Source organism: Archangium violaceum Cb vi76 (assembly GCF_000733295.1).
Taxonomy (GTDB): domain Bacteria; phylum Myxococcota; class Myxococcia; order Myxococcales; family Myxococcaceae; genus Archangium; species Archangium violaceum.
Genome location: NZ_JPMI01000329.1, coordinates 19,667 through 43,674 on the forward strand (window position 1 = coordinate 19,667; position 24,008 = coordinate 43,674).

20 protein-coding genes are annotated in these 24,008 nt (G+C 70.2%); 12 read left to right on the plus strand and 8 right to left on the minus strand.

Annotated elements, in window-relative coordinates:
• Positions 1-4: 4 nt before the first annotated feature.
• On the minus strand, positions 5-4,333 hold the full coding sequence (locus tag Q664_RS44105) for an AAA domain-containing protein (protein WP_235217114.1): 4,329 nt from the start codon (positions 4,331-4,333) through the stop codon (positions 5-7).
• Between the two features lie 535 nt (positions 4,334-4,868).
• Here Q664_RS44105 and Q664_RS57040 point away from each other — a divergent pair.
• Complete coding sequence (locus Q664_RS57040) at positions 4,869-5,702, plus strand: DUF6310 domain-containing protein (RefSeq protein WP_052519455.1); 834 nt, start codon at positions 4,869-4,871, stop codon at positions 5,700-5,702.
• A 1-nt stretch (position 5,703) separates the two neighbouring features.
• On the plus strand, positions 5,704-6,474 hold the full coding sequence (locus tag Q664_RS55755; RefSeq protein ID WP_075207681.1) for a DUF5953 family protein: 771 nt from the start codon (positions 5,704-5,706) through the stop codon (positions 6,472-6,474).
• Between the two features lie 68 nt (positions 6,475-6,542).
• On the opposite strand, the gene Q664_RS44115 is transcribed toward Q664_RS55755, so the two are convergent.
• From Q664_RS44115 to Q664_RS44125, 3 genes are read right to left on the minus strand one after another with little or no spacing between them, the layout of a single operon-like run.
• The gene (locus Q664_RS44115; protein WP_043410938.1) at positions 6,543-7,616 is read right to left on the minus strand and encodes an ABC transporter ATP-binding protein; all 1,074 of its coding nucleotides are present in this window, start codon (positions 7,614-7,616) and stop codon (positions 6,543-6,545) included.
• A gap of 5 nt (positions 7,617-7,621) precedes the next feature.
• The gene (locus Q664_RS44120) at positions 7,622-9,199 is read right to left on the minus strand and encodes an ABC transporter permease (protein ID WP_043410941.1); all 1,578 of its coding nucleotides are present in this window, start codon (positions 9,197-9,199) and stop codon (positions 7,622-7,624) included.
• A 40-nt stretch (positions 9,200-9,239) separates the two neighbouring features.
• On the minus strand, positions 9,240-10,229 hold the full coding sequence (locus Q664_RS44125) for an iron ABC transporter substrate-binding protein (protein ID WP_043410943.1): 990 nt from the start codon (positions 10,227-10,229) through the stop codon (positions 9,240-9,242).
• Between the two features lie 181 nt (positions 10,230-10,410).
• Here Q664_RS44125 and Q664_RS44130 point away from each other — a divergent pair, with 181 nt between their 5' ends.
• The 4 genes from Q664_RS44130 (at position 10,411) to Q664_RS44145 (ending at position 13,710) form a co-directional block, all read left to right on the plus strand.
• Positions 10,411-11,376, plus strand: a complete 966-nt coding sequence (locus Q664_RS44130) for a TIGR01777 family oxidoreductase (RefSeq protein WP_043410945.1) — start codon at positions 10,411-10,413, stop codon at positions 11,374-11,376.
• Between the two features lie 82 nt (positions 11,377-11,458).
• Entirely contained in the window at positions 11,459-11,875 is a 417-nt protein-coding gene (locus Q664_RS44135; RefSeq protein ID WP_043410947.1) for a DUF1761 domain-containing protein, read from the plus strand.
• Positions 11,876-11,950: 75 nt separating this feature from the next.
• The gene (locus tag Q664_RS44140) at positions 11,951-12,670 is read left to right on the plus strand and encodes a helix-turn-helix transcriptional regulator (protein WP_043410950.1); all 720 of its coding nucleotides are present in this window, start codon (positions 11,951-11,953) and stop codon (positions 12,668-12,670) included.
• 140 nt (positions 12,671-12,810) lie between these two features.
• The gene (locus Q664_RS44145) at positions 12,811-13,710 is read left to right on the plus strand and encodes a pesticin C-terminus-like muramidase (protein WP_043410953.1); all 900 of its coding nucleotides are present in this window, start codon (positions 12,811-12,813) and stop codon (positions 13,708-13,710) included.
• A gap of 21 nt (positions 13,711-13,731) precedes the next feature.
• Here Q664_RS44145 and Q664_RS44150 read toward each other — a convergent pair whose 3' ends face one another.
• Complete coding sequence (locus Q664_RS44150) at positions 13,732-14,169, minus strand: DoxX family protein (RefSeq protein ID WP_043410956.1); 438 nt, start codon at positions 14,167-14,169, stop codon at positions 13,732-13,734.
• A gap of 205 nt (positions 14,170-14,374) precedes the next feature.
• Here Q664_RS44150 and glnD point away from each other — a divergent pair, with 205 nt between their 5' ends.
• A complete protein-coding gene (gene glnD / locus Q664_RS44155; RefSeq protein WP_052519456.1) occupies positions 14,375-17,071 on the plus strand; it encodes a [protein-PII] uridylyltransferase in 2,697 nt (898 codons plus the stop codon).
• A 19-nt stretch (positions 17,072-17,090) separates the two neighbouring features.
• Here the strand turns inward: glnD and Q664_RS44160 are convergent, their stop codons facing one another.
• The gene (locus Q664_RS44160; RefSeq protein WP_326938791.1) at positions 17,091-17,900 is read right to left on the minus strand and encodes a TVP38/TMEM64 family protein; all 810 of its coding nucleotides are present in this window, start codon (positions 17,898-17,900) and stop codon (positions 17,091-17,093) included.
• A gap of 290 nt (positions 17,901-18,190) precedes the next feature.
• On the opposite strand from Q664_RS44160, the gene Q664_RS44165 reads away from it, so the two are divergent.
• From Q664_RS44165 to Q664_RS44185, 5 genes are read left to right on the plus strand one after another with little or no spacing between them, the layout of a single operon-like run.
• Positions 18,191-18,637 (plus strand): general stress protein, encoded by a 447-nt coding sequence (locus Q664_RS44165; protein ID WP_043410960.1) that lies wholly within the window; start codon positions 18,191-18,193, stop codon positions 18,635-18,637.
• Positions 18,638-18,676: 39 nt separating this feature from the next.
• The gene (locus tag Q664_RS44170) at positions 18,677-19,015 is read left to right on the plus strand and encodes a hypothetical protein (protein WP_043410963.1); all 339 of its coding nucleotides are present in this window, start codon (positions 18,677-18,679) and stop codon (positions 19,013-19,015) included.
• 33 nt (positions 19,016-19,048) lie between these two features.
• Positions 19,049-20,257 (plus strand): cation:proton antiporter, encoded by a 1,209-nt coding sequence (locus Q664_RS44175; RefSeq protein ID WP_043410965.1) that lies wholly within the window; start codon positions 19,049-19,051, stop codon positions 20,255-20,257.
• On the plus strand, positions 20,254-21,555 hold the full coding sequence (locus Q664_RS44180) for a cation:proton antiporter (RefSeq protein ID WP_043410968.1): 1,302 nt from the start codon (positions 20,254-20,256) through the stop codon (positions 21,553-21,555). The genes Q664_RS44175 and Q664_RS44180 overlap by 4 nt, the downstream gene beginning before the upstream one ends.
• Positions 21,556-21,567: 12 nt before the next feature.
• Positions 21,568-22,179 (plus strand): L-threonylcarbamoyladenylate synthase, encoded by a 612-nt coding sequence (locus tag Q664_RS44185; RefSeq protein WP_043410970.1) that lies wholly within the window; start codon positions 21,568-21,570, stop codon positions 22,177-22,179.
• An 18-nt stretch (positions 22,180-22,197) separates the two neighbouring features.
• Here Q664_RS44185 and Q664_RS44190 read toward each other — a convergent pair whose 3' ends face one another.
• Positions 22,198-22,953, minus strand: a complete 756-nt coding sequence (locus Q664_RS44190) for a TfuA-like protein (protein WP_043410972.1) — start codon at positions 22,951-22,953, stop codon at positions 22,198-22,200.
• Positions 22,950-24,008, minus strand: a 1,059-nt coding sequence (locus tag Q664_RS44195) for a YcaO-like family protein (RefSeq protein ID WP_043410974.1), incomplete at its 5' end; no start/stop codon positions are given. The genes Q664_RS44195 and Q664_RS44190, both read right to left, overlap by 4 nt.

Below are 24,008 nucleotides of genomic sequence, written 5' to 3' on the forward strand. Positions count from 1 at the left end.
ACGCTCAATTGAGCATGCGGCGGGTCTCGCCCCGGGCCTGCGTGTCCGGGACGGGCGGTTGGCGGGCGATCTGCTCGCTGGCGGCCTGGAGCACCTTCTCCCGCGCGCTCTCGGGATCCCGGAAGAAGTGCGGCGTCCACAGCCGCACCAGCTTCCAGCCCTGGCCTTCCAGGATGGCCGTGCGGAACAGATCCCACTCCACCGGGTCCGCCGCCTTCGGGTAGCGCGTGCCATCGCACAGCACGCCCACCGTGACGTCCCCGGCGCGGCGGGGATGGTGCAGGGCCACGTCCACGCAGAAGCCGTCGTTGCCCCAGTGCACGTCCGAGGACACGCCGTGCGCCCGCGCCAGCTCCCCCGCAAGGGCCCGCGCGAAGGCCGAGCCCGCTTCCGTCTCGCGCTCGTGCACCACCGGCTCTGGCCGCTCCCGTGCCTCGTCCGGCCGTCCGGAATCGCTCGCGTACCGCGCCGTGAGCCGCTCGGCGTACTGGAGGTAGGCGAAGAGCAGCCAGCCCCCGTTCGGCTTGCGGCCCTGTTCCACCGGAGGCAGCGCCGAGTACACCTCGCGCGGGATGGACGTCACCAGGTGCACCTGCTGCCGCGCCCGCGTCACCAGCACGTTCAACCGCCGTCCTCCGCCCGCGCTCCCCAGCGGCCCGAAGCGCCGGTAGAAACGCCCCTTCGCATCGGGGCCGTAGGTAGTGCTGATGATGATGTGATCCCGCTCGTCTCCCTGGACGTTCTCCAGGTTCTTCACGAAGAGCCCCTCGAACGAGCCCTCGCCGCGCCGCACCCGGGCCGCCGCCAGCTTCGCCGCGAAGTCCGCGTCCGCCGCCGCCAGCTCCTCCAGCACCTCGGTGATGGCGTCGCGCTGCGTCAGGTTGAAGCACGCCACGCCGATGGACGGCGGCTCTGGCTGGGAGAGCAGCTCCTTCACCAGCGCGCCCACCGCCCGCGCCTCCACCACGTTCACCCGCTTCTCGTACAGGCCTCCGGCGTGGACGAGCCGCAGCGGTGCGTGCTCCACCCGGTTGGATGGATGCCCCGGAATGGCCTGCAGCCGCGAGTCATAGAAATGCTCGTTGCTGAACCCGATGAGATCCGCGTTCCGCGAGCGGTAGTGCACGTCCAGGTAGCACTGATCGATCTCCAGGTTCAGCGCCGCGCCGAGCAGATCCTCCACCTCGGACTGCTGATCCTCGAAGAGACCCTGCTCGTCCTCGGCGTCCAGCTCCTCCTGGCTCTGCACCACGGCGGACTCGAAGAAGCGCGTGGGCGGCAACTGCTTGGGATCTCCCGCGATGACCACCCGCTTCGCCCGCGTCAGCACCGGCAGCGCCTCCTCCAACCGGCACTGCGAGGACTCGTCGAAGATGACCACGTCGAAGAGCTCCCGGCGGGGGAAGATCTGCGCCACCGTCTGGGGGCTCGCCATCCACACCGGCCGCATGTCGAAGAGGGGATCGCCTCCCTCGACATTCGCGCCCGCGGCGATGACCTGGCGCACCCGCAGCGCTCGCTCGCCCCGCAGCAGCAGGCGGCGGCGCAGCTCCGCGCCCAGCCCGTTGAGCCGTCCTCCCGTGGCCGCCAGCAGCCGCTCGCGCTGGCACTCCGTCCAGCGGTGGAGGATGACGTCACGCACCAGCTCACGCTTGCGCGCTTCCAGGGCCCGGTAGCGCGTCTGGCTCGCGTGGAGCCGGTCCGCGTCGATGTGCTGGAGGACCGGGCTCTCCCGCACACGCGCGGACACCTCGGCGGCCAGCACCGCCTTGCGCACCGCGCGCCAGCCGTTCTCCGCGTCCGCTCCGGCCAGGGCCAGCTTCTCGGCCGCCATGCCGAGCGCCGGAGGCAATCCCTCCACCAGGGTCTGGATCCGCAGCAGGCCCTCCACGCTGGACAGCCGCGCCGCCAGGGACGAGACGAGCGGCTGTACCTGCTCGCCCGCGCGCAGGGCCCGGCTCCGGGCCACGCGCCACTCGGAGGAGAAGAGGCCCACCTCGGCGAGCCGGGACTCCAGCCGGACCACGGCCTCGCTCCGGGCGGAGGACTGGCGCAGACCCGCGAGCAGGCGCGTCCGTGCGGCGTCATCGGCCTTCAAGGCGTCCCGGACGGTCTGCCGGCACGAGGCGAACACCGGCCGCTCCAGCTGCAACAGCACCTCGAAGAGCGCGGCATGGGCCCTCAGGCCGCGGGCGAGCGCCTCGTCCGGGAGGGGTCCGGTGGGGCCAGGAGCGAGGACCGAGTGATGGAACTCGGTGAGCAGGAGCCGTGCGCGCACGCCCGTGAGGAAGCGGGAGACGCGCTCGGCGGTCTCGGCCCCCACGGTGAGCCCGAAGCGCCGGAGCACCTCGGCGGCCTTCGCCCGGCGGGTGAAGAAGAAGAGGAAGCGGTACCACTTGCGCGCCACCAGCAGCCACGACGCCAGGAACGCCAGGGACTGTCCCAGGGCACTCAGTCCCTGCGGCTCCGAGCGGTGCACCAGGGCCAGCTCCGTGTCCAGCGGGCCCTCGTTCAACACCTGCACCTGTGGCGCCAGACCCTCGAGCTGGGTCTTCGTCGCCTGCACGGCCTCGGACATGGACGAGGCCCAGCGCGCCAGCCACTCGGGACGCGCCTCGCTCAGGACACGATCCAGCTTGTCGGCGAGCTCGGCACGCGCGCGGCCCTCGGCGGCCACGTCTCCCGAGGGAGAGAAGGCGGGGACATCCGGCGAGGCCTGGGCATCCGCCTCGCGCGTGGCCTCCACGGCGGACGCCATGCGCTCGCGGTACGTGGCGAGCGGCGTGGACAGGTAGTCCTTCAGCCCGGCCCCGAGCGAGGTGCGCCAGGGGTTGTCCGGGTAGCCCTCCTTGCCGGCGCGCTCCAGCACCTCGCGCACCTCGCGCTCATGGGGGCGGGAGTCGGCCAGCCGGAAGGAGCCGAGGGACTCGGTCGCGCGGGCCAGTGAGTCCGGGGCCTCCTGACCGAACCACTGGCCCACCAGCTCGTGGAAGGAGGGCTCGGTGCCTCCGGCGGGGCGCTCGGAGAGGGCGCGCTCGGCGGAGGACAGCTCGTCGTGGAGTGCCTGCATCTCGGTGTCCACGCGGGACAACTCGGCCTTGGCGGCGGGGTTGACCTTGGACTCGGTGAGGTTGTCGAGCTGCTCGCGGATGCCGAGGTAGAGTTCGCGCTGATCCCTCTGCGCGTCGTGCACCACCGCGCACAGGGAGCCGAGGCCCAGGTGCTCCAGCCGGTGCTTCACCACATCGAGCGCGGTGCGCTTGTCGCAGACGAGCAGGACACGCTCGCCGCGCGCGAGGTGGTCTCCGATGGCGTTGGCGATGGTCTGCGACTTGCCGGTGCCGGGAGGCCCATGGACGACGAGTCCCCGGCTGCTGCGCGCGAGCCGCACCGCGCGCGACTGGCAGGGGTCGGCATGGGAGACGAGCCGGTCCTCGCCCGCGCGCCAGGTGGCCTGGGCCGTGGCGTCCTTCCTGGGCGTTCCCTGGGCGCCGAGGGAGACCCCCACGCGCAGAAAGCTCTCGATGGGGCCCTGCACGGGCTCGCCGTCCACGAGGGCCCGCATGTCATCCACGAGGCTCTGGTTGGACAGGGGATAGAGGCCGAGCACGGCGCACGGAAGGATGGTGGTCCCCGCCGAGGTCTCGTCCTCGGAACGTGGGGTGGGGGAGAGGGGCGTCTCCGCGGAGAGGGGAGCGGGGGCGGGCAGCTCGAGAGCGCTGGCCACGGCGGCGGAGAGCTCGTTGAGCTCGCGCCAGGGATCCTGGCCCGACTCGTCGGCGAACAGCTCTCCGAGGCGCTTGCCGGTCTGCCGCTCGACCCAGGCGATGAGGGCGGTATTGGGCATGACGCGATCCGCGCCATCGGCGGCGGACTCGAGCTCGAGGCCCGGTGTGCGGCCCTTCTTGAGGGTGAGACGCACGGGGATGAAGGCGATGGGCGCCAGGACGCGCTTGGTGCTGGTGAAGCCTCGCGAGTCCTTGGTGTTCGGGGGCAAGTGGAGCAGGGGGAAGCCCACGTGGAGCACCTGGGCGCCGGTGTCCTGCTCGAAGGTGCGGGCGTCCTCGGCGATGGTGTTCAGCTTGCGCAACAGGGCCTGGCGCTCATCGTCCTCGCGCTTGGATGGGGAGTCGGGGACGTCCTTGGGGGTGCTTTGGGTGCGCACGGAGAGTTTCACCGTGGCCTTGTCCCCGAGGAGCCCGGCGAGGACGGAGTGGGGCGGGGTGCCATCCAGACGGCTCAGCAGCGTGAGGTCCACGCGCTGGCGGCTGTTGTGGGGACGGCAGTTGATGCTCGGGCCCGACGCGAGCGAGGCGTACAGACGATCGAGCATCTTCTCGAGGAAGCGGTTGCGAGGCTCCGACGACAGGGCGCACCTCCTGGGGTGGAGGCACCTCTAGCACGCTTTGGTTTCTGCTAGTCACAGAGACTGTGTCTGAACACTAGCACCAAACGCGCAGAGGGCCCTTTTTTGGCGCATGGGCCGGTTCCGCTGCCCCGAGGAGGGAAGAGGAGAGGTGACTTGGCCTCCCTCTGGACGAGCGGAACTTGTCCGGTCACCCGTTTCGGCCCTTTTGCGCGTTTGGTGCTAGCGCGGGAGCACTCCGGTGAGTACGACGGACACCAGACCGTGCTCGCCTCTCCATCCGAGTGAGACGGAGGCCACATTATCACTTGCTTGAAAGGCCGTGCCCATGCGTCTGCGCGTTTGCTTCGTACTGCTGCTTTTTCTCTCCGCCTGCGCGAGCGCGCCAGACCCGCTGTCGATGCCACGGCCTCTCGCCTTCGCCTCGACTCCTCCCTTGGGCCCAAGCATCCGGCTCGTGTCCGCGCCAATGGAGCCGGTGGAACAATCGTCGCGGATTGGAATGGCGGACATGGAGCAGGCCCGGGCGCTGTTGTCTCGGGCGCGCAGTGACCTGGAGTCGCGCCAATGGGATGCGTTAGATGGCAAGCTCACCGCAGCGCAACGGGCTTTTGAGCGCTTCTCCAGAGCCGCGAAGGCAAGTGGGCAAGCCGCAGAGGTGTCGAGGGGAGCGGAGGGATTCGTGCGGGCTGGACGCGCCAGGACGTTCGCTGAAGCGCTCCCCCGGGTGGGGCCGTTGCTCGCGGTCCTCGCCTTGCTCTACCCCTCCAGCACCGCCTCAGCGGAGATCGACCGCCGCCCGGAGTGGGTCGACGCTCAACAGGAGTACGAGGTGCGGCTGCGGGAGATCTCCGAGGCTTCGCGGCAACTCATGGTGGAGCTCGAGGCCCAGCCTCGCCCGGAGAAAGCACCGGCCCGGGCTCCCGGGCCGCAGAAGCAGCTCGCGTCGGTCCCCACGCAGGAAGACGATCCGAGATGCAAGCCCATCCCATTGCCGTACCACCTTGGCGGTCATGGTCTGCACAACGAATGCGCCGACAAGATGCCGAACAACAGCTTCCCCGGCGGGGATGTGCTCGTGAATGGGAAGAACTTCGACGCGCTTCAATTGGTCACCCGGACGTTGTGGGATGTCAAAACGGATGGCTTTGGCAAGCATGATTCGCGATCCCAAGACTTCTTCATCCAAATGAAGCTGCCGGAAATACAACGCGAAAAGAGGCTGGCGGAAGCGTGTGGGTATGAGTTTGCCGTTGGCGTGCGCAGCAAAGCACATCAAATCGCGCTGGAACGCGCGGACGGCACCCTCAAAGTCGTCCTCATGAACTGGTGCTGACATGGATGTTCATTCAGACAAGCTTAGTATCATAGTCAAGGCCCCCGCACTCGTAAGTGGTGATACGCGGCCTCTCGCAATCGTCCATGGAATGGAGCGTGCGCTTCCAGGATTGAGGTTGGGGTGGACGCTCTCTGAAAAGGGAGACATCGTTGCATTGCCTGGCCGCGATGAATGGGTCGCGGCCAGTAGGGCGGACGGCGGCTTCCCGTTCGTTTGCAACGATGACGATAACTGTCCCATGACGCTATTTGGGCTGGAAAGCCCAAATGGTCTTTGCACGGGAGGCGGGCCGCACTTTGAAATCCATGCGGCCTTGCCGCTCGACGCAGTCGGCATCGCGCCGGCAGCGGATGTGCTGAAGGAGATAGGGGAGGCTGCTCACGCATTCTGGGGAGATGCGACACCGCTCAGCGTGGGCGCCGAGATTTCGCGGCAGACGCTCGATCCCGTGCGCAAACCGGGGAGCCCGCCACGGGGGCTGCCTGTTCTCAGGTTCCCGGAATACATCCGCGCGCCTGAGATTCCGCATCGCCTCGGGTGGCTGAACTACTGGTCTGCCGCTGCCTCACGGGCCATCGGATTCCCTGATCCTGCCCGAGACGCGGACCTGCTCTCGCGAGCGCGGAGTACCGCGACGGGTGGGTGGGTTGTGCAACTCACGGATGCTCCGCTCGACCTGGACAACCCCGCCCATCTGGACGCGCTTAAGTGGGCCTACGAGCGCTTCCCAGAGATCGGCGGGCGTGCACAACGCGCTGCGGTGCGTTGAAGCCAAATGTTGGAGACACGGTGCCGTTGTGGTGGGCATTGAGGGGCGCGGCTCACCTCGGGTGCCTCTCACGACTCGTGGGCAACCCCAGATGCCGCGTCCTCCAACACCACCGCCTTGCCCACCACTTCCAGCCGCGCTCTATCGCCTGGGCGGAATGTCGCCTCCGGAGTGCCGCGCACCGTCAGCTCCATGTCTCCACACCGCACGGTGAACACCACGCTGTAGCCCTGGAACTCCCGCGTGAGCACCTCCGCGAGCACGGCGCCCGCCTGTGCCACCTCGTTCGTGTCCGCCGTCAGCCGCAGCGCCTCCGGCCGCAGGGACAGGAGCACCGGGCCCTGGGCGGGCGCCATCAACGGGATGTTGCCGAGCGCCGTCCGTGCCTCGGTACCAGAGGCGCTGCCAGGCACCTGATTGGTACCTCCGAGGAACGAGGCCACGAAGGCCGTGCGCGGCGTGAGGTAGAGGGACTCGGGCGTGCCGAGCTGCTCCACCTTGCCCGCGCGCATCACCGCCATCCGGTCCGCGAAGGCCATGGCCTCTTCCTGGTCATGGGTGACGAGCAGCACCGTGGTGTCCAGGGTCTTGAGCACCCGGCGCACCTCCAGGCGGGTGGAGGCACGCAGCGCCGCGTCCAGGCTGGAGAAGGGCTCGTCCAGCAGCAGCACGCGCGGCCCCGGCGCCAGGGCCCGGGCGAGCGCCACGCGCTGCTGCTGGCCACCAGAGAGCGCGTGTGGCGCTCGTGCCTCGAGGCCCCCCAGCGCGAACAGCTCCAACAAGGCGCGGGCGCGGGCCACCTGCTCGCGGCGCGGCAGGGCCTGGAGCCCGAAGGTGATGTTGTCCAGCACGGACAGGTGCGGGAAGAGGGCGTAGTCCTGGAACACCATGCCCATGCGCCGTTGATCCGGCGGGACGAAGGTTCCCGGGCCGGCGAGGACGCGCTCCTCGAGCTGGATGGAGCCCGTGTCCGGCCGCTCGAAGCCCGCGACGAGCCGCAGCGTCGTCGTCTTGCCACACCCGGAGGGGCCCAGCAGGGCCAGCGTCTCGCCCGGCTCGAGCGCCAGGCTCAGGCCGTCCACCGCCGGGGTGCCGCCAGGGGTGTAGCGGAGGGAGAGTTGATCGAGCGAGAGCAGCGGCATCGTTCCTACCCCGACACCTGGGACGAGCGCGCACGCTCCTCCTGGGAGAGCAACAGACCCACGCCCAGCGCGGACACGGCCAGCAGCAGCAGCGCGGCGGGCGCGGCCTGGGCGAACTGTCCCTCCGCCGTGGCGCTCCACACGCGCGTGGCGAGCGTGTCGAAGCCGATGGGTGCCAGCAGCAGCGTGGCCGGCAGCTCCTTCATGGCGGTGAGGAAGACGAGCGCCGCGCCGGCCAGCAGCCCTGGTGCCATCAGCGGCGCGGTGATGCGGCGGAGCACGGAGGGCGGTGAGTGTCCCAGCGTGGCGGCGGCCTCCGCCTGTCGCGGAGAGAGCTGGAGCAGCGCCGCGCGCACCGTGCCCACCGCCTGCGGCAGGAAGCGCACCAGGTAGGCCAGGAGGAGCATGGCCAGCGTGCCGTAGAGGAAGGGCGCCGCGTTGATGCCGAAGAAGACGAGAGACAGCGCCAGGACGATGGGGGGCAGCGCGTAGCCCACGTAGGCGCTGCGCTCCAGCAGCATGGGCAGCCGCCCCGGGTAGCGCGCCCCCAACACCGCCAGCGGCAGCGCGGCCACCACCGACAGCACCGCGGCCAGCCCCGAGGCCAGCACGGAGTTCACCGCCGGCCCCCACACGCCCGTTTCGCCCGAGGCCACTCCGCGCGCGGCCCAGTACACGAGGATGACCACCGGCAGCCCCACCCCGAGCGAGACCACCCCGCCGCACAGTGCCAGGGCCGGAATGCACCAGCGCCCCAGGCGGACCGGCGCCGTCGCACGAGAGGTACCCCTGGCGCTCCGGTGGTAGCTGGCGCGTCCTCGCACCCATCCCTCCAGCGCGAGGACGATCACCGTCACCGCCACCAGCGCCAGCCCGAGCAGCGCGGCGTAGGCGCGATCATATGCACCTTCGTACTGCATATAGATGATGCGGGAGAACGCGTCGTACTGGACCAGGGCCACCGCGCCGAAGTCCGACAGCACGTAGAGCCCCACCAGCAGCGCCCCGGAGGCGAAGGCCGGCCGCAGCAGCGGCAGCGTGACACGCCAGAAGGCTCGCGCGGGTGTGAGCCCCAGGCTTCGCGCGCTCTCCAGCAGCGCTGGATCCTGCGCGAGCAGCCCTGCTCGGAGCGCGAGGAAGAGGTAGGGATAGGTGGAGAGCGTCAGCGCCAGCAGCGCTCCCGGAAAGCCGTACACCGGCGGCACGGGCACGCCGAGCCGGGCCAGGGGCTCTTCCAGCGCTCCGCCCGTGCCGAAGGCCGCCAGCAGCACGTAGCCACTGACGAACGTCGGCAGCGCCAACGGCAGGCAGAGGAGGGCCGTCCAGATGCGCCGTCCCGGCAGGTCCGTTCTCGTGGTCAGCCAGGCCAGCGGGAGCGAGAGCACGGTCGCGCATCCCGTCACCGCCAGCGCCAGGCCCAGCGTGCTTCCCAGCAGCCCGAGCGTGCGGGGCCGGAAGAGGAGCTCCCACGCCTCCGCGGTGGCGCCTGTCGCGCGCACGACGAGATAGGCGGCGGGGAGCAGCGCGAGCGCCGCCACCCCGAGCCCAGCGGCCAGCAGGGGCCTGGAGGCACGGCGTGACATGGTGTGTCCTCGGGGGCCACCCACCCGTGGCCGCTGGGGATTAGAGGACTCCCGTCTCCTGCAGCAGCTTCAGCGTTCCCTTCAGATCCTCCAGCTTCGAGAGATCCAGCTCCGGCGAGCCCACCTTGCTCAACGCCGGCAGCGCCGGGGCCGCCTCCACCCCCGCCGCCAGCGGGTACTCGTACGTCTCCTTCGCGAAGTGCTGCTGCGCCTGCTGCTCCAGCAGGAACGCCACCAGCTTGCGTGCCGCCTCCGCCCGCTTGGAGCTCTTCAGCACCCCCACGCCCGCCACGTTCACCAGCGTCCCCGCATCCCCAGGCGCCAGGAAGTGGTTCGCCACCGGCAGCCCCTCGCCCTTGTCCTTCTTCGCCGCGTACAGGTAGTAGTGGTTGACGAAGCCCACGTCGATCTCGCCCCGCGCCAGTGCCTCGATGATCGCCGCGTTGTTCTTGTAGGTGCGCGGCGCGTTGGCCTTCATGCCCTCCAGCCACTGCTTCGCCGCCGCATCCCCCTTCATCAGCCGCAGCGCCGTCACGAACGCCTGGAAGGAGCCATTGGTGGGCGCCCAGCCAACGCGGCCCTTCCACGCCGGGTCCGTGAATCCCTGGATACTCGTGGGCAGTGCCTCAGGCTTCACCTTCTTCGTGTTGTAGGCCACCACGCGAGCCCGGCCGCTTAGGCCCACCCACATGCCCTCGGGCGAGCGGAAGCGCGCATCCACCTTCTCCAGCAGCTCCTTCGGCAGCGGCTGCAGCAGCCCCGCGCGCGCCACCGCTCCCAGCGCCCCCGCATCCTGGGCGACGAACACGTCCGCGGGAGACTTCGCCCCTTCCTCCAGCAGCGTGGCGGCGATCTGCGGCGTCTCGCCGTAGCGCACCTTCACCTGGATGCCTGTCTTCTCCGTGAAGGCCTTGTAGACCGGCGCTACCAGACGCTCATTGCGCCCGGAGTAGATGGTCAGGGTCTCGGCCCCGCGCGCGACGGGCGCGAGCAGCAGGGCCAGCAGCAGGGTCGGCAGCAGACGGGTCATGGTCGCCGCACCCTAATGGATGCCCCCTGGCTCCGCCGCTGAATTCATGGCGGGAAGGCTTGTAGGCCACAGATCGTACCAGGAGGGGACTTGCCCTTGGGTAGGCTCGAAATTCGAAGTACTCCCCCGCAACCGCCGAGACGCATTCCGGTATCAATGTGCAGAAGGGAGGGAGCCGTTCATGAAGATCGTCATCGCTGGAGGCACGGGCCAGCTCGGGGCCATCCTGTCGCGGGCTTTGCGTCAGGCCGGATATCGCGTCGTCATCCTGAGCCGTCACCCCGAGGGCCCCGAGCAGGTCGCCTGGGATGGGCGGACGCTCGGAGCGTGGGCGGACGAGGTCGATGGCTGCGACGGGGTGATCAACCTGGCGGGCCGTACCGTCAACTGCCGGTATTCGGAGAAGAACCTGCGCGAGATGATGGACTCGCGAGTCGAGTCCACGCGCGTGGTGGGCGAGGCGATCGCCCGAGCGAAGGCGCCGCCGCGCGTCTGGTTGCAGATGAGCACGGCCACCCTCTATGCGCATCGCTTCGATGCGGCGAACGATGAGGTCAGCGGCGTGCTCGGCGGTGACGAGCCGGATGCGCCCGCGTACTGGAAGCGCAGTGTGGAGATCGCTCGTGCATGGGAGCGCGCTCAGGAGGAGGTGATGACTCCCCAGACACGCAAGGTGGTGCTGCGCACGGCGATGGTGATGAGCCCGGACGCGGGCGGGGTGTTCGACGTCCTGTCGAAGCTCGTGCGAGCGGGGCTCGGAGGCGCCGCGGCGGGGGGCCGGCAGTACGTGTCGTGGCTCCATCAAGATGATTTCGTGCATGCCATCCTGTTCCTGCTCCAGCGCGAAGACCTCAGGGGCCCGGTCAACCTGGCCTCGCCGCACCCGCTTCCGCAGCGGGAGCTCATGAAGACGCTCCGGGAGGCGTGGGGCAGGAGGTTCGGGCTGCCGGCGACGAAGGCGATGCTGGAGCTGGGCGCCTTCATCCTGCGGACCGATACGGAACTGCTGCTCAAGAGCCGCCGGGTCGTCCCCACGAAGCTGCTCGACGCGGGGTTTGTGTTCTCGTTCCCCCACTGGGAGGACGCCGCCCGGGACCTGGTCGCGGCGTACCGGGTCGATCCGGGTGGTCGCGTGCGTCACACGTAACGCTGCTGACAGCACGGTGGCAGCAGCCCTCCGCTACATCGGCACTCCCGGATTCTTCCACATCGACAAGGGAGTCAGACCGATGACCGAGGCATTCTCACAGATGAACTGGCTGGCCGTTCTGGTGGCGACCGTCGCCCATTTTGGGCTGGGCGGCGTCTGGTACATGGTGCTGTTTCCCAAGCAATACAGGGCCTCGCTCGGAAAGGGCGAGCAGCCGGCGCAGACGCCAGGTCCGCGGTTCATCGTGGGGCCGGTCGTGTGCAGCGCGCTCAACATCGCGACGACCACGTTCCTCTTGCGCGCGCTCGGCATCACGACCTATGGCGACGCGCTGCTCCTGGGGGCGCTCGTCGGCATCGGCTATCTGGTGCCCATGACGGTCAATATCGCCATCAACCCCAACTTCCCGCGGCCGTTCTACTACAGCCTGATCAGCGGCCCGATGTTCACGCTGGGCAGCCTGATGTCGGCGGCGATCATCGTCGCGATGTCGTAGGATCGGGCACGGCACCTCACGGCGCGGGCGAGGTCGCGAGCGCGCTTCCCCGCCCCCGCTGACGAACGGACCCCCATGCGACGCGCCGACCGCTTGTTCGAGCTCATCCAGGTGCTGCGCCGCGCGTCGGCCCCGCTGACCGCCGCCGCGATCGCGGCGGAACTCGAGACCAGCAAGCGCACCATCTACCGTGACATCGGCGCGCTGATCGCGCAGCGCGTTCCGATCCGCGGCGAGGCGGGGATCGGCTACATCCTCGATCGCGGTTTCGACCTGCCGCCGCTGATGTTGACCTCGGACGAGCTCGAGGCGGTCGCGCTGGGGGCCCAATGGGTGATGGCGCACGCCGACTCCGAGCTCGCCCGCGCCGCCCTCGGCGTCCTCGCCAAGATCGCGGCGATCGTGCCCGAGGATCTGCGCCCGCTCATTGACGACCCCGCGGTCGGAACCCCGCCGTCGCGAGAGGTGCACGGCGACGTCGGCGTCGATGTCGCGAAGCTCCGCGCGTGGAGCCGGCAGGGGCTGAAGCTCGCGATCGGCTATGTCGACAAGACCGGCCAGACGAGCGAGCGTGTCATCTGGCCGTTCATGGTGGGCTATGTCGCGACGGTGCGTGTCGTCATGGCGTGGTGCGAGCTGCGCGCCGACTTCCGAATCTTCCGCACCGACCAGCTGACATCGGTCGACTTCCTCGACGAGCGCTATCCCGAACACCCCGTCGTCTTGCGCCGCCGCTGGCTGGCGATGATGAGAGAGAAGCAGGTTGTCCGCACCCAGGATGCCGATCGCGCCTGACCGATAGCGAGCCAGCGCCCAAGGCGTGGAGCACACGACTTTCCGGTGAATTCATGACAGGGGGGCTTGTAGGCAATGGGACGCACCGGTAGGGTATTTACCCAGGGTGCGCCCCCCGTCGCACACAGAGAGGGTTGGTCATGGCCGGAATCGAGCGTTCGTCATCGTCGTCCTCGTCCCAGCGCAGCACCCAGCAGTCCTCGCGCGTCTCCTCGAATGAGGCCACGCGGAACGTCCGGTCCGAGCTGAGCCAGCCCGACGCCGCCACGCAGCAGACGCGGACCTCGCAGGGAGCCGGGCACACGTTCCGGGATGGCTGGGATGACGCCCCCGTGCGAGCCAACCTGAACCTGAGGACGGCGGACGCGCGGCAGGCGCAGCAGTTGCACCAGGTGCAGCAGACCGTTGCCGCCGAGGAGGTCGCCGAGCCGGGCGCGGAGGTCGCCGAGCCGGGCACGGACATCGACTGGGACTTCATCGCCGAGCAGGAAGGCGCGGCGCGCCAGGATGCCTATGTCCCCGATCCCGAGGGCAGCCAGAGCGGCGTGACGGTGGGCACGGGCGTGGACCTGGGCGCGCGAGACCTCGCGGACCTGCAGCGGCTGGGCCTGTCCGAGGCGCTCCAGGAGAGGCTGACGCCCTACCTCGGGCTGCAGCAGCAGGAGGCGGTGGACTTCCTGGAGGCGAACCCGCTGCAGCTGACGGCCGAGGAGGTCGAGGAGCTGGACCAGGCCGTGCGGGACCAGGCGGTGGACTCGCTCATCACCCGCTACAACGCCGAGGTCACCTCCAGAAACGCCGAGGACGGCGGCGAGCGGGTCTCCTTCGAGGAGCTGCCCGCGGAGATGCAGACGGTGATTGCGTCCGTGCACTTCCAATACGGCACGCTGAGCACGGAGACCCCCAACTTCTTTGGCCAGGTGGTCGACCAGCGCTGGGACGATGCGCTGGGCAACCTGAGGGACTTCGGGGACGATTATCCTTCCCGCCGGGGACGGGAGGCGGATCTGCTCGAGTCTGGAATGAGCGCCGCGAGCTGAAGCTCGTGCTGGCGGCCATCGTCACCGCGAGCGTTTCGACGCGCGCCAGGCCTCCCACGCGCCGGTCGACCAGAGGGCACAGGCGACGAGGACGGGCTGGAAGAAGAGCCGGATGAACCGCGCCCTGTCGGTGTCGAGACCGAACGCGCTGATGCCGTTCGTGTACTGAGAGATGTTGCCCGGGAAGACCGCGACGAAGAACGCGGCCACCACCCACCCGACCTGCGTGCGCCAGCGGCGCGCGAAGAGGAGCGCCGCGCCGAGCACGAGCTCGACCACGCCCGAAGCGAGGACGACGAAGTCGGCGTCGAGCGGCACCCACCTCGGGACCTGGGCCAGGAACTCGGTACGGGCCCACGTGAGGTGGCCCGCGCCCGCGAGGAGCAAGGAAGCTCCCAGCCAGATGCGTGCAACGGTCTTCAGGACACTGGGGCGTGCCACGGCGACTTCTCCAGACATGACTCCTCCAACGTTCGAACCGTCAAAAGTATTGTGCGCAATTCGATTGGACGCAATGGGTTTCGGGAGGAAAGGGCCCGGAATCGCGAGCCTCCGCGGTGGATGACAGTCACATCATCGAGGCCGCCTCGCCTTGGCTGGAAAGCGCACAGGGGCGGAGATGCGGCCGGACGTCTCGTGGGCCGAAGCGCTAGAACTTCTTCTCATGAGCGTCCCGCCCATCCCGCCGCCCCCCGCGCCCACGCATCGCGAGGCCCTCGGCTCGCTCCCGGAGTTCCGCTCCGGGGGTCCCGAGGACCGGCTGGCTCGCGCCCGGGAATACCTCCGCGAGGCCCATGCCCGCGTCGAGGCCTTCCACCGTGGAGGGGCCGCCGGTCTCTCCACCTGCCGCCTCCTCTCCGCCGCCACGGACCGGCTCGTCCACGGGCTCTTCTCCGAGCTCTCCGCCGAGCACCACGCCCCTCCCGGCCTCGCACTCGTCGCGCTCGGCTCCTACGGGCGCCGCGAGCTGTCTCCCCATTCGGATCTGGATCTGCTCCTCCTGCGCGGCCCCGGTGTCTCCGAGGAGGCCACCGCCCCCCTGGCCCGTGCGTTCCCCACGCTCCTGTGGGATCTCAAGCGCGCCGTGGGCTGGAGCGCCCGCGGCCCCGAGGAGTGCGCTCGCGCCGCCGACTCCGACCACACCATCCGCACCGCGTTGCTCGACGCGCGCTTCGTCACGGGCGATACCGACGTCTTCCGCCACCTCTCCGAGGACGTCCTCCCGGAGCTCCTCACCCACCGCGCCGACGCCTACATCCAGGACAAGGTCCAGGAGCTGCGCGCCCGCCGCGAGCGCTTCGGTGACTCCGTCTTCCTCCTCGAGCCCAACCTCAAGCAGGGCAATGGAGGCCTGAGAGATCTGGAGACCGCCTTGTGGATCGCCCGCGTCCGCTTCCGCACGCGCGGCCTCACCGGCCTGCTCCAGCAGTCCATCCTCCCCGGCTCGCAGGTGGCGCGGCTCAAGGCCGCTCGTGACTTCCTCCTGCGCATCCGCCACCAGCTCCACTTCCTGCGCGGACGCAAGGAGGACCGGCTCACCTTCGAGCTCCAGGAGGAGGTGGCGCGCTTCCTCGGCTACCAGCAGGGCCCCGTGCTGCCCGTCGAGGCCTTCATGCGCGACTACTACCTGTCCGCCCGGGCCCTCCGCCAGGCCGCCGATGCCCTCATCGCCCGCTGCGAGGAGCTCAGCACCGCCCGGAAGATCTCCCTCTTCCCCGAGCGACGGCTCGGCGCCTTCAAGGTGTTCCGCGGCAAGCTCACCCTGTCGGACCCGGGCCTCTTCTCCCGCGAGCCCGCGACCACCCTCGACTTCTTCCGCACCGCCGAGGAGCACGGGCTGCCCCTCTACTCGTGGGCCCGCGAGCAGGCCGTGCAGGCCCTGCCCGCGCTCGAGGCCGCCCGCGCCACTCCCGCCGTCACCTCCGCCTTCAAGGCCCTCATCGCCCGGCCCGGCACCCGCGGCGAGCTCCTCTTCGCCCTGCACGATGCCGGCGTGCTCGGCGCCGTCGTGCCCGAGTTCGGCCGCGTCACCGCCCACCACCAGCACGACCTGTACCATGTGTACACCGTCGACGTTCACACCCTCTTCGCCGTGCGCCGCCTCCAGTGTCTGCGCGCCGGAGAGCTCGTCACGGAGGAGCCCCAGCTCTCCCGCGAGATGCGCGACCTGAAGGATCCCCTCCCGCTCTACCTCGGCATGCTCCTGCACGACGCGGGGAAGGGGATGGGGGGCGATCACTCGGAGAAGGGCCGCCTGCTCATGGTGGCCCTCGGCGAGCGGCTGGGCCTGACGCCCCGCCAGCGTGAGGTGGCCGAGTTCCTCGTGAAGGAACACCTGGCGATGAGCCACACCGCCCAGCGCCGCGATCTGAGCGATCCCGCCCTCATCGCCGACTTCGCCCGCAAGGTGGGCGACGTGGAGAAGCTCACCTGCCTCTACCTCCTCACCTGGGCGGACATCTGCTCGGTGGGGCCGCGCATGTGGACGGGCTGGAAGGCGCAGCTGCTGCGCGAGCTGTACGACAAGGCCCGGGCCCACCTCGTGGGCTCGGCGGCCGCGGGCGGGGAGGGCTCTTCCGAGCACCTGCGCGAGCGTTTCCACGCGCGCTGGGCCCGTGTCCTCGGCGAGCCCCGGGCGCGCGAGCTGGGACAGGTGCTCCCCGAGCGGTACTTCCTCGGGACGGATCCCTCGCGCGCCACGCTCCATGGGCGGCTGCTCGCGTGTGCCCGGAAGCGCCCCTTCGCCGCCGCCCTGCGCCACCACCCCGACGCCGGCTACAGCGAGCTGTCCTTCGCCGTCCAGGACAGGCCCGGTCTGCTCGCGCTGCTCGCCGGCGTGCTCTCCGCCCATCGCATCGACATCCTCTCGGCCCGCATCGTCTCCACCTCGGACGGACTCGCGCTGGACGTCTTCGACGTGCGGCCCCCGCATGGGCGGCTGCTCGAGCGCTCCCGCTGGCGCGTGGCCCGGACGGATCTCCTGCGCGTCCTCTCGGGAGGGACCACCATCGAGGACGTGCTGCGCCGGCGCCGCTCCGGCTCCGTCCTGCAACGGCACCTGCCTCCCGTGCCTCCCAAGGTCACGGTGGACAACCGCGCCTCCCGCGACTTCACCGTGGTGGACGTGGTGGCTCCGGACCGCGTGGGCCTCCTGTATGCCATCTCCTCGGCCCTCACCCGCGCGGGCGCTGGGATTGCCCTCGCCAAGGTGGCCACCGAGGCCCACCGCGCCGTGGACTCGTTCTACATCACCCGCCAGGGGGCCCGGATCGAGGGCCCGGGCGATGAGGCGGCGCTGGTGGAGGCGCTCACCTCCGCCCTGGACGCACTGGAGCGCGAGGGCGCGGAGGTCCGGAGCTGAGGGGGGCCTCGGGCCGCGCTCATGGGCCCGCGGGTGGAAGTTCCTGGACGGTCGACAGCGCGGGCTGGATCCCCGACCGGCCCTTCGTCCTCAGGGGCGGGCTCCGGGGCAGCCGGGACCCGGCCCCCGCCTCTTCCGGCTCGTCGGCCGGGGGGTCCTCGCTGATCTCCCGGAAGATGCGGCGGCCGAGCAGCGCGCCCAGCCCCAGCGACACCACCATCCCCACGCCGGACACCACCGTCATCACCGTGCGTCCCTGCGCCAGTCCACTGCCGAACTGCGCCGTGAGGAAGGTGCCCGGGATGGTGCCCAGCAGCACCCCCATCGCCAGCGGCCAGAAGCGCGCCTTGGCCGCCGTCGCCGCCGCGATCATCACGTCCGTGGGCAGCAGCGGGTTGATGCACGCCAGCAGCGCGAACTTGAAGCCGTGCCGCCTCGCCGCCCGGGTAATCGCCGGGTAGCGGCTGCCCGCCATGCGCTTCATCAACCGCGTCCCCAGCCAGCGCGACAGCCCGAAGATGAGCAGCGTCGCCAGGAAGCTGCCCAGCAGTGAATACATCGTCGCCGCCAGGGTCCCGAAGATCATCCCCCCCACCGCGGTGAACACCTGGCCGGGCAGCAGCGTCACCGGCCGCACCGCCAGGAAGAACACGAAGGCCACCGGCGCCCACTTCCCCATGGGCGCCAGGAAGGCGGTCAGGTCCTTCTGGTTGATGAAGTCCGGGCCCAGCAGCCTCAGCATCGTGAGCCCCCCGATGGAGGCCAGCACCGGCGCCAGCACCTTCAGCCAGCCCTTGAGACCCATTTCTCCGCCGCCACCGCCGTTCACGCCGTCCTCCCACTCTCGGTTGGCGGGAAAGGTGTGACAGCGAACGGGAATCGGCAATACGCACTGGCGTGTTGTTGACACTGAAGCGTCCGGGCGGGCAGGCCGTAGTCACGCCCGCCGGGACAGCGTGAGCCCCCAACCCCGCGTCATTCCTGGGGATTGCCTGGGTCCTGTCCACTGCGAACGGCTGGCGGTGTACGGAGCTTGCTTGCATCGGGGCGCTTCCGTCCCAAGTTTTGGGGCAAGGGGCACCCTGGCGGGGAAGGGGAGAACGTAGGAGGAGAGACGACATGCAGCAGGACAAAGACAACAAGGGCAGCATGACGGTGGCCGAGGCGGGGCGTAAGGGCGGAGAGACCGTGCGCAACGAGAGGGGCCGGGAGTTCTACGAGACGATCGGCCGCAAGGGGGGAGCGACGGTGAAGGCCGAGAGGGGCCGCTCCTTCTACGAGGAGATCGGCCGCAAGGGCGGCGAGACCGTGAAGGCCGAGCGCGGGGCGAAGTTCTACGAGGAGATCGGCAAGAAGGGCGGAGACCGGGTGAAGGCCACGCGGGGACCGAACTTCTACGAGGAGATCGGCCGCAAGGGCGGCCAGAAGGTGAAGAAGCTGATCGAGGAGGGCAAGCGGGCGGCCCGGGCGGCCATGGAGAAGCAGGAAGGCACCAGCCCAGCGGAAGAGCCCGGGGCATCTGCCTCGCCCCCGTCCGGCGAGCCGGGCCCAGGCCGCACCGAGTAGCACGTGACGCAAGGGCCGCGGACCGGATAGACACGGGTCGTGTACCTCTTCCTCGCGTTCCTCGACCACGCGGACCAACCTGAACGGGCCATCCGACGGCTCCGGGACTTCGGTATCCCGGAGCCGTTGGTCGTGCGGGCCCGAAGCGCCGCGGCCACGCTCTCGGCCGAGGTGCCCGTCTTCGCCGGCCTGCGCAGCCTCGCGCTCGGGGCGGACGAGGATCGGCTCGTCCTGGTGAGCCTCCTGCCGGCCCAGTCGGCCGAGGAGGTGGAGCGGCTCGTCCAGCGCGTCCAGCTGGAGATGGATGCGGACGATCCCCCGATGGGACGGCTGGTGGCCCTGCCGGTGATCGCCGCCCCCATGCATCGCCGGGAGTGACGAAGCGCCACGGGCGGTGTAATCACCGTATTCGTGCAGGCGCTGCTCGTCTTCCTCGCCATCGCGGCGCTCTCCTTGCTGGCCTCGAGCCGGACGGTGTTGGACCCTGGCCGTTTCCCGGCCGTGGCGCACCTGGCGGCCAGCGGACTGCTCTTCCTCGCCTGTGGGACGGTGATGGGGCCGGGCTCCCTGGGGGTGCTCTCCTGGGGCGATCTGACGGCCCTGCGGCCGGTGCTGGCCCTGGGGCTCGGGGTGGCGGGGGTGATCATCGGCCTCAACCTGGAGCCCCGGCTGTTGCGGCTGCTTCCTCGGGAGGTGTACGCGGCGGCGCTCGCTCATGCCGGGACGGCCTTCTTGTGGGTGGCCTTGCCCCTGGCCGGTCCGCTGCTCTTCACCATGGGCCTGCCCCCCGGGGCCGCGTTGGGCGCGGCGGTGCTGCTGGGCGCGGCGGCGAGCCTGTCCTCCGGCCACTTCGCGGTGCTGGGCTACCGCAGCGGGCGCATGGAGCGGCGCAGCGGCCTGTCCGTGGCGTTGCTCACCATGCTGGATGACCTGGTGGGGCTGGGGGTGCTGGTGCTGGCGCTGAGCTTCGGCGCGGCGGGCCACCCGCTGGAGGGCCTGGGGCTGGTGGCGCTGGCGCTGCTGCTGGGCATGGCGTGCGGCGGACTGCTCGCCTTCCTCATGCATGGGCTCAAGGATCAGGGCGAGTTGATGGCGGTGCTGTTGGGCGGGGTGGCGTTGGTGTCCGGGGCGGCGGCGTACCTCCGGGTGTCGGCGCTGCTGGCGGGAGTGGCCTGTGGGGCCACCCTGGTGCTGGTGGGGGGCCGGGCCGTGGAGCAGGCGGCACGTGGGCTCGGGCGCTTCGAGCGCCCCGCGTACCTGTTGCTGATCTTCCTGGTGGGCGCCCACGTGCAGGCGCGGGACCTGATGGCGTGGGTGTTGCTGCCGGGGTACCTGGGCCTGCGCTTCGTGGGGAAGGTGCTGGGGGGGGCGCTCGCGCAGCGCATCGCCGGGGGGACGTTGGCGCTGCCGCCGCGGCTGGGCTACGCGCTCATCGCCCAGGGGGGGCTGGCGCTGTGCCTGGTGGTGGAGTACCTGGTGCTGGTGCCGGGGCCGCTGTCCCAGCGTGTCTTCGACGTGGTGGTGGCGGGGGCGCTGATCAACGAGCTGCTCGGCAGCCGAGCCTTCCGCTACGTGCTGGCGCCGGCCCCCGAGGCGCCCGTGAAGGGGAGCCCGACATGACGGTCAGGGCTGGCATGAGGTTGCTGCTGCTGGTGTTGTTGCTGGCGGGCATCGCCCGTGCGCAGATGTGGCGCGTGGACACGGGCACGTCGGTGACGCTGGCGGCCGGGGCGCTGCTGTTGTGTGGGCTGTTCGCCGGCAAGGTGGCCATTGGCCTGGGGCTGCCGAGGCTCACCGGGTACCTGCTGGTGGGCGTGGCGGTGGGCCCGTACGCGCTGGGCTTCATCCCCGGAGCGGGGGTGAAGGGGCTGGAGCTGGTGAAGGGACTGGCGTTGAGCCTCATCGCGCTGGTGGCGGGCACGGAGCTGCACCTGGGGTTGCTGCGGCGGGTGGGGACGAAGGTGGCGGTGTTGTGCGCGGTGGTGTGCGGGGTGACGTTCGTGGTGTCGGTCGGGGCGATGTTCGCCCTCAAGGGATGGCTTCCCTTCCTGGCCACCATGACGGTGCCGCAGGCGCTGGCGGTGAGCGCGCTGGTGGCCTCGGTGGTGGTGTCCTTCTCGCCCACCGTCACCATCGCCGTCGTGCAGGAGACGCACGCGCGTGGCACCTTCACCGAGTTCCTCATGGCGCTGGTCATCATTGGCGATCTGTTCGTCATGGTGGCCTTCGCGCTGGCGGTGGGGGTGGCCCGGGCCAGCTTCGGCGGAGGGTTGGATCTGGCGGGGCTGGTGGGCGGGGTGGGGTGGGAGTTGTTCGGCTCGGTGCTGGTGGGGGCGCTGCTGGCGGTGGGGATGCTCGTCTACATGCGCCAGGTGCAGAAGGAGCTGCCGCTCTTCCTGGTGGCCATCAGCTTCGCCTCGGCCGAGGCGGGGACGCGGCTGCACCTGTCGCCGCTGCTGATGATGCTGGCGGCCGGGGCGCTCATCGCCAACCTGGACGAGCGCGAGGGGGCACGCATCCACCACGCCATCCAGCGGGCGGGGCTGCCGGTGTTCGCGCTCTTCTTCGCCGCGGCGGGCGCGGGGCTGAAGCTGGATGCGCTGGTGACGGTGGGGCCCATCGCGCTGCTGATGGTGGCCCTGCGGACCGTGGCCGTGTGGTTCGCCTGCCGCCGCTTCGCGCCCCCGGGTGACGAGCGGCTGTCGCGTTACCTGTGGATGGGGCTCATCTCCCAGGCGGGCGTGTCCTTTGGACTGGCGGCGCTCATCTCGCGCACCTTTCCGGACTTCGGCCCGCAGGTGGAGGTACTCATCGTGGCGATGATTACGTTGAACCAGCTCGTGGGGCCCATCCTCACCCGGCGCGCGCTCGAGCGCAGCGGGGAGATCCGCTCCGACGAGGCTCCAGGCCCGGCCTGAGGAGAGCGCTGTATGGCATCAGCACCCATCATCGAGGTGAACACGGAGTTCCCCCAGCCGAGGCACGTGCAGCGTGCGGTGGAGATCCTCTCCAGCGGCGGGGTGATCGCCTATCCAACGGACACCTACTACGGCCTGGGGTGTGACCTGGGCTCGAAGAAGGGGATCGAGAAGCTGTACCAGCTGAAGGGACGGGACAGGAAGAAGCCGCTGTCCTTCCTGTGCCCGGACCTGTCGGACGTGGCGAAGTACGCGCACGTGAGCAACTTCGCGTACCGGACGATGAAGAGCCTGACGCCCGGGGCGTTCACGTTCATCCTCGAGGCCACGCGGCTGGTGCCCGAGGTGATGATGTCCAAGCAGAAGCAGGTGGGCATCCGGGTGCCGGACGCGGAGCTGGCGCGGGCGCTGGCCGCGGCGTTGGGGAGGCCCATCGTCACCACCTCGGCCACGGACGCCGAGGGCGAGCCCCTCATCGACGCCAAGGACATCAAGGACGCGCTGGGGCACGGGTTGGAGCTCATCCTCGATGGCGGGGTGCGGCTGATGGAGCCCTCGACGGTGGTGTCGTTGATCGACGACCAGATCGAGGTGCTCCGGCAGGGCAAGGGCCAGCTGGACTGAAGAGGGGCGGGGCGAGGGCTATCCCTCTGCCCGCGGAGGACGCGGGGCCTCCGCCTTCCGGCGGATGTGCTCCCAGGAGTCCGTGTGGGAGAAGGGGTAGAGGGTCTGCTTCGGTGGCAGGCCCGCCTCCAGCTTCGCGCGCAGGGTGTGGAGCAGGCGCAACCCGTCCAGCCGCTTCTGGTCCACCCGGCTCCCGGCCACGAAGCGCCGGCAGGCCTCGAGCCCGGCCGTGTCGAGCCCTGCTTCCTGGCCCCTCTTGAGCAGCGCGGGCCAGCTCCGGTCGGCATGGAACAGCCCCTTGGCGAGCTGCTCCAGCGTGTGGCGCGTCTCCTGGCCGAGCACCCCGGCGCGCTCCGCCGCCTGGAGGGTGGCGCGGATGTTCACCATCGCCTCGGAGAGCGGCCGGTAGCCCTCCTCGGCCCCGGCATGCACCACCGCGACCTCGTCGTCGTCCTCCAGCGCTCCGCTCGCGAAGGCCTCGTAGATGTCTCCGACGCCCTCCATGCCGAAGGCCGCCAGTTCCGCGGCGCGTAGCGCTCCCATGCTCGCCGCGCCGAAGACGTGCACGCCCTGCGTCATCGCCCAGAGGATTTCCTTGTGGGATACCGAGGGCACGCGCTCGAAGTAACCGTCGATGAGCCCGATGGCCACCGGCTTGTCCAGCGCCGCCCGGTACAGATCCCCCTGCGCCGCGGGCGGCAGGTAGAGGGCCTCGAGCTCCCGTTCGTGGTCCACGCCGCTGAGTGTGGGGCCGGCGAAGATGATCACCTTCATGGCGCTCTCTCCGAGAGGAGGCGGCGGGCTCGGGCGCCCGGTACGTAGCCTGGAATGTCGTTGAGGGGCTCGAGGCCCGGGACGAGGACGCGGACCACCGGGATGCCGAAGTGGGGCCGCGTCAGGTCCACCACCACCGCCTTGCCGAGCCCCGCCGCGCGCAGGCGGCCCAGCAGGAAGGCATGATCCTCCTCCAGCGTGCTCCCCTGGAAGTCGGGCGCATCCTGGAAGCGGTGTGCCCTTGGCTCGGCCACGAGCGTGTCCCGCATCCGCCGGGCGGCTTCGAGCTCCTCCTCGGCGCTCTGAGGCCCCATGTGGCGGACGTCATCGCGTGCGCCGGTGATGACGGTGAGCCGGCTCTGCGCTGCCTCGGTGAGCGCTCGCGAGAGCGCCACGGCGCGGCAGGGGTGGCAGCCCATTCCTCCCATGGGACCGATGGGCCGGTAGGGGTCGGGATCCGAGTCCACGATGGTGCAGGAGAAGGCCGCCACTCCCACGTCCGAGGTGAGCTCCCAGATGCCGACCTCCACGCCGGCGCGCGCATAGCGCTCCAGGAGGGACTGGCAGCCCGGGTCATCCACGGTGGAGGGGTCGACCCGGAGGCGGCGCCGGGCCTCCTCGCCGGAGAGGCGGAAGAGGGTGGTGGCATCGCGCTCGATGAGCTCGCAGAGCGCATGGTTCACGGCCTCGAGCGGGTGGTTGCCCGAGGCCAGGCCGCTGGAGCTCATCAGGAACGAGCCGCTCCCCGACGGGAGCGGGAGCGTGTAGTCCATGTGGACCATCTCGTAGGGCACCCAGGTGGAGCCCTGGTCGAAGAGGTCGTGGCCCTCGATCCACAGCGTGCGGAAGTGGCCGTGGAACCGGCTCACGGACAGGGCCGGCAGCGCCGTGACGTCCACCATCCGGTGGGTGAATCGCAGCTCGTTGAAGGTGGCGAGCTTGAGGGGCAGGGTGATGTGCTCGGCGTGATGCAGCTCGATGGCCTCCATCAACCCCGAGGCCCGGGCGGAGGCGAGCTCGCCCCCCTTGCCCTGGGAGACGGAGAGCGAGCGTGC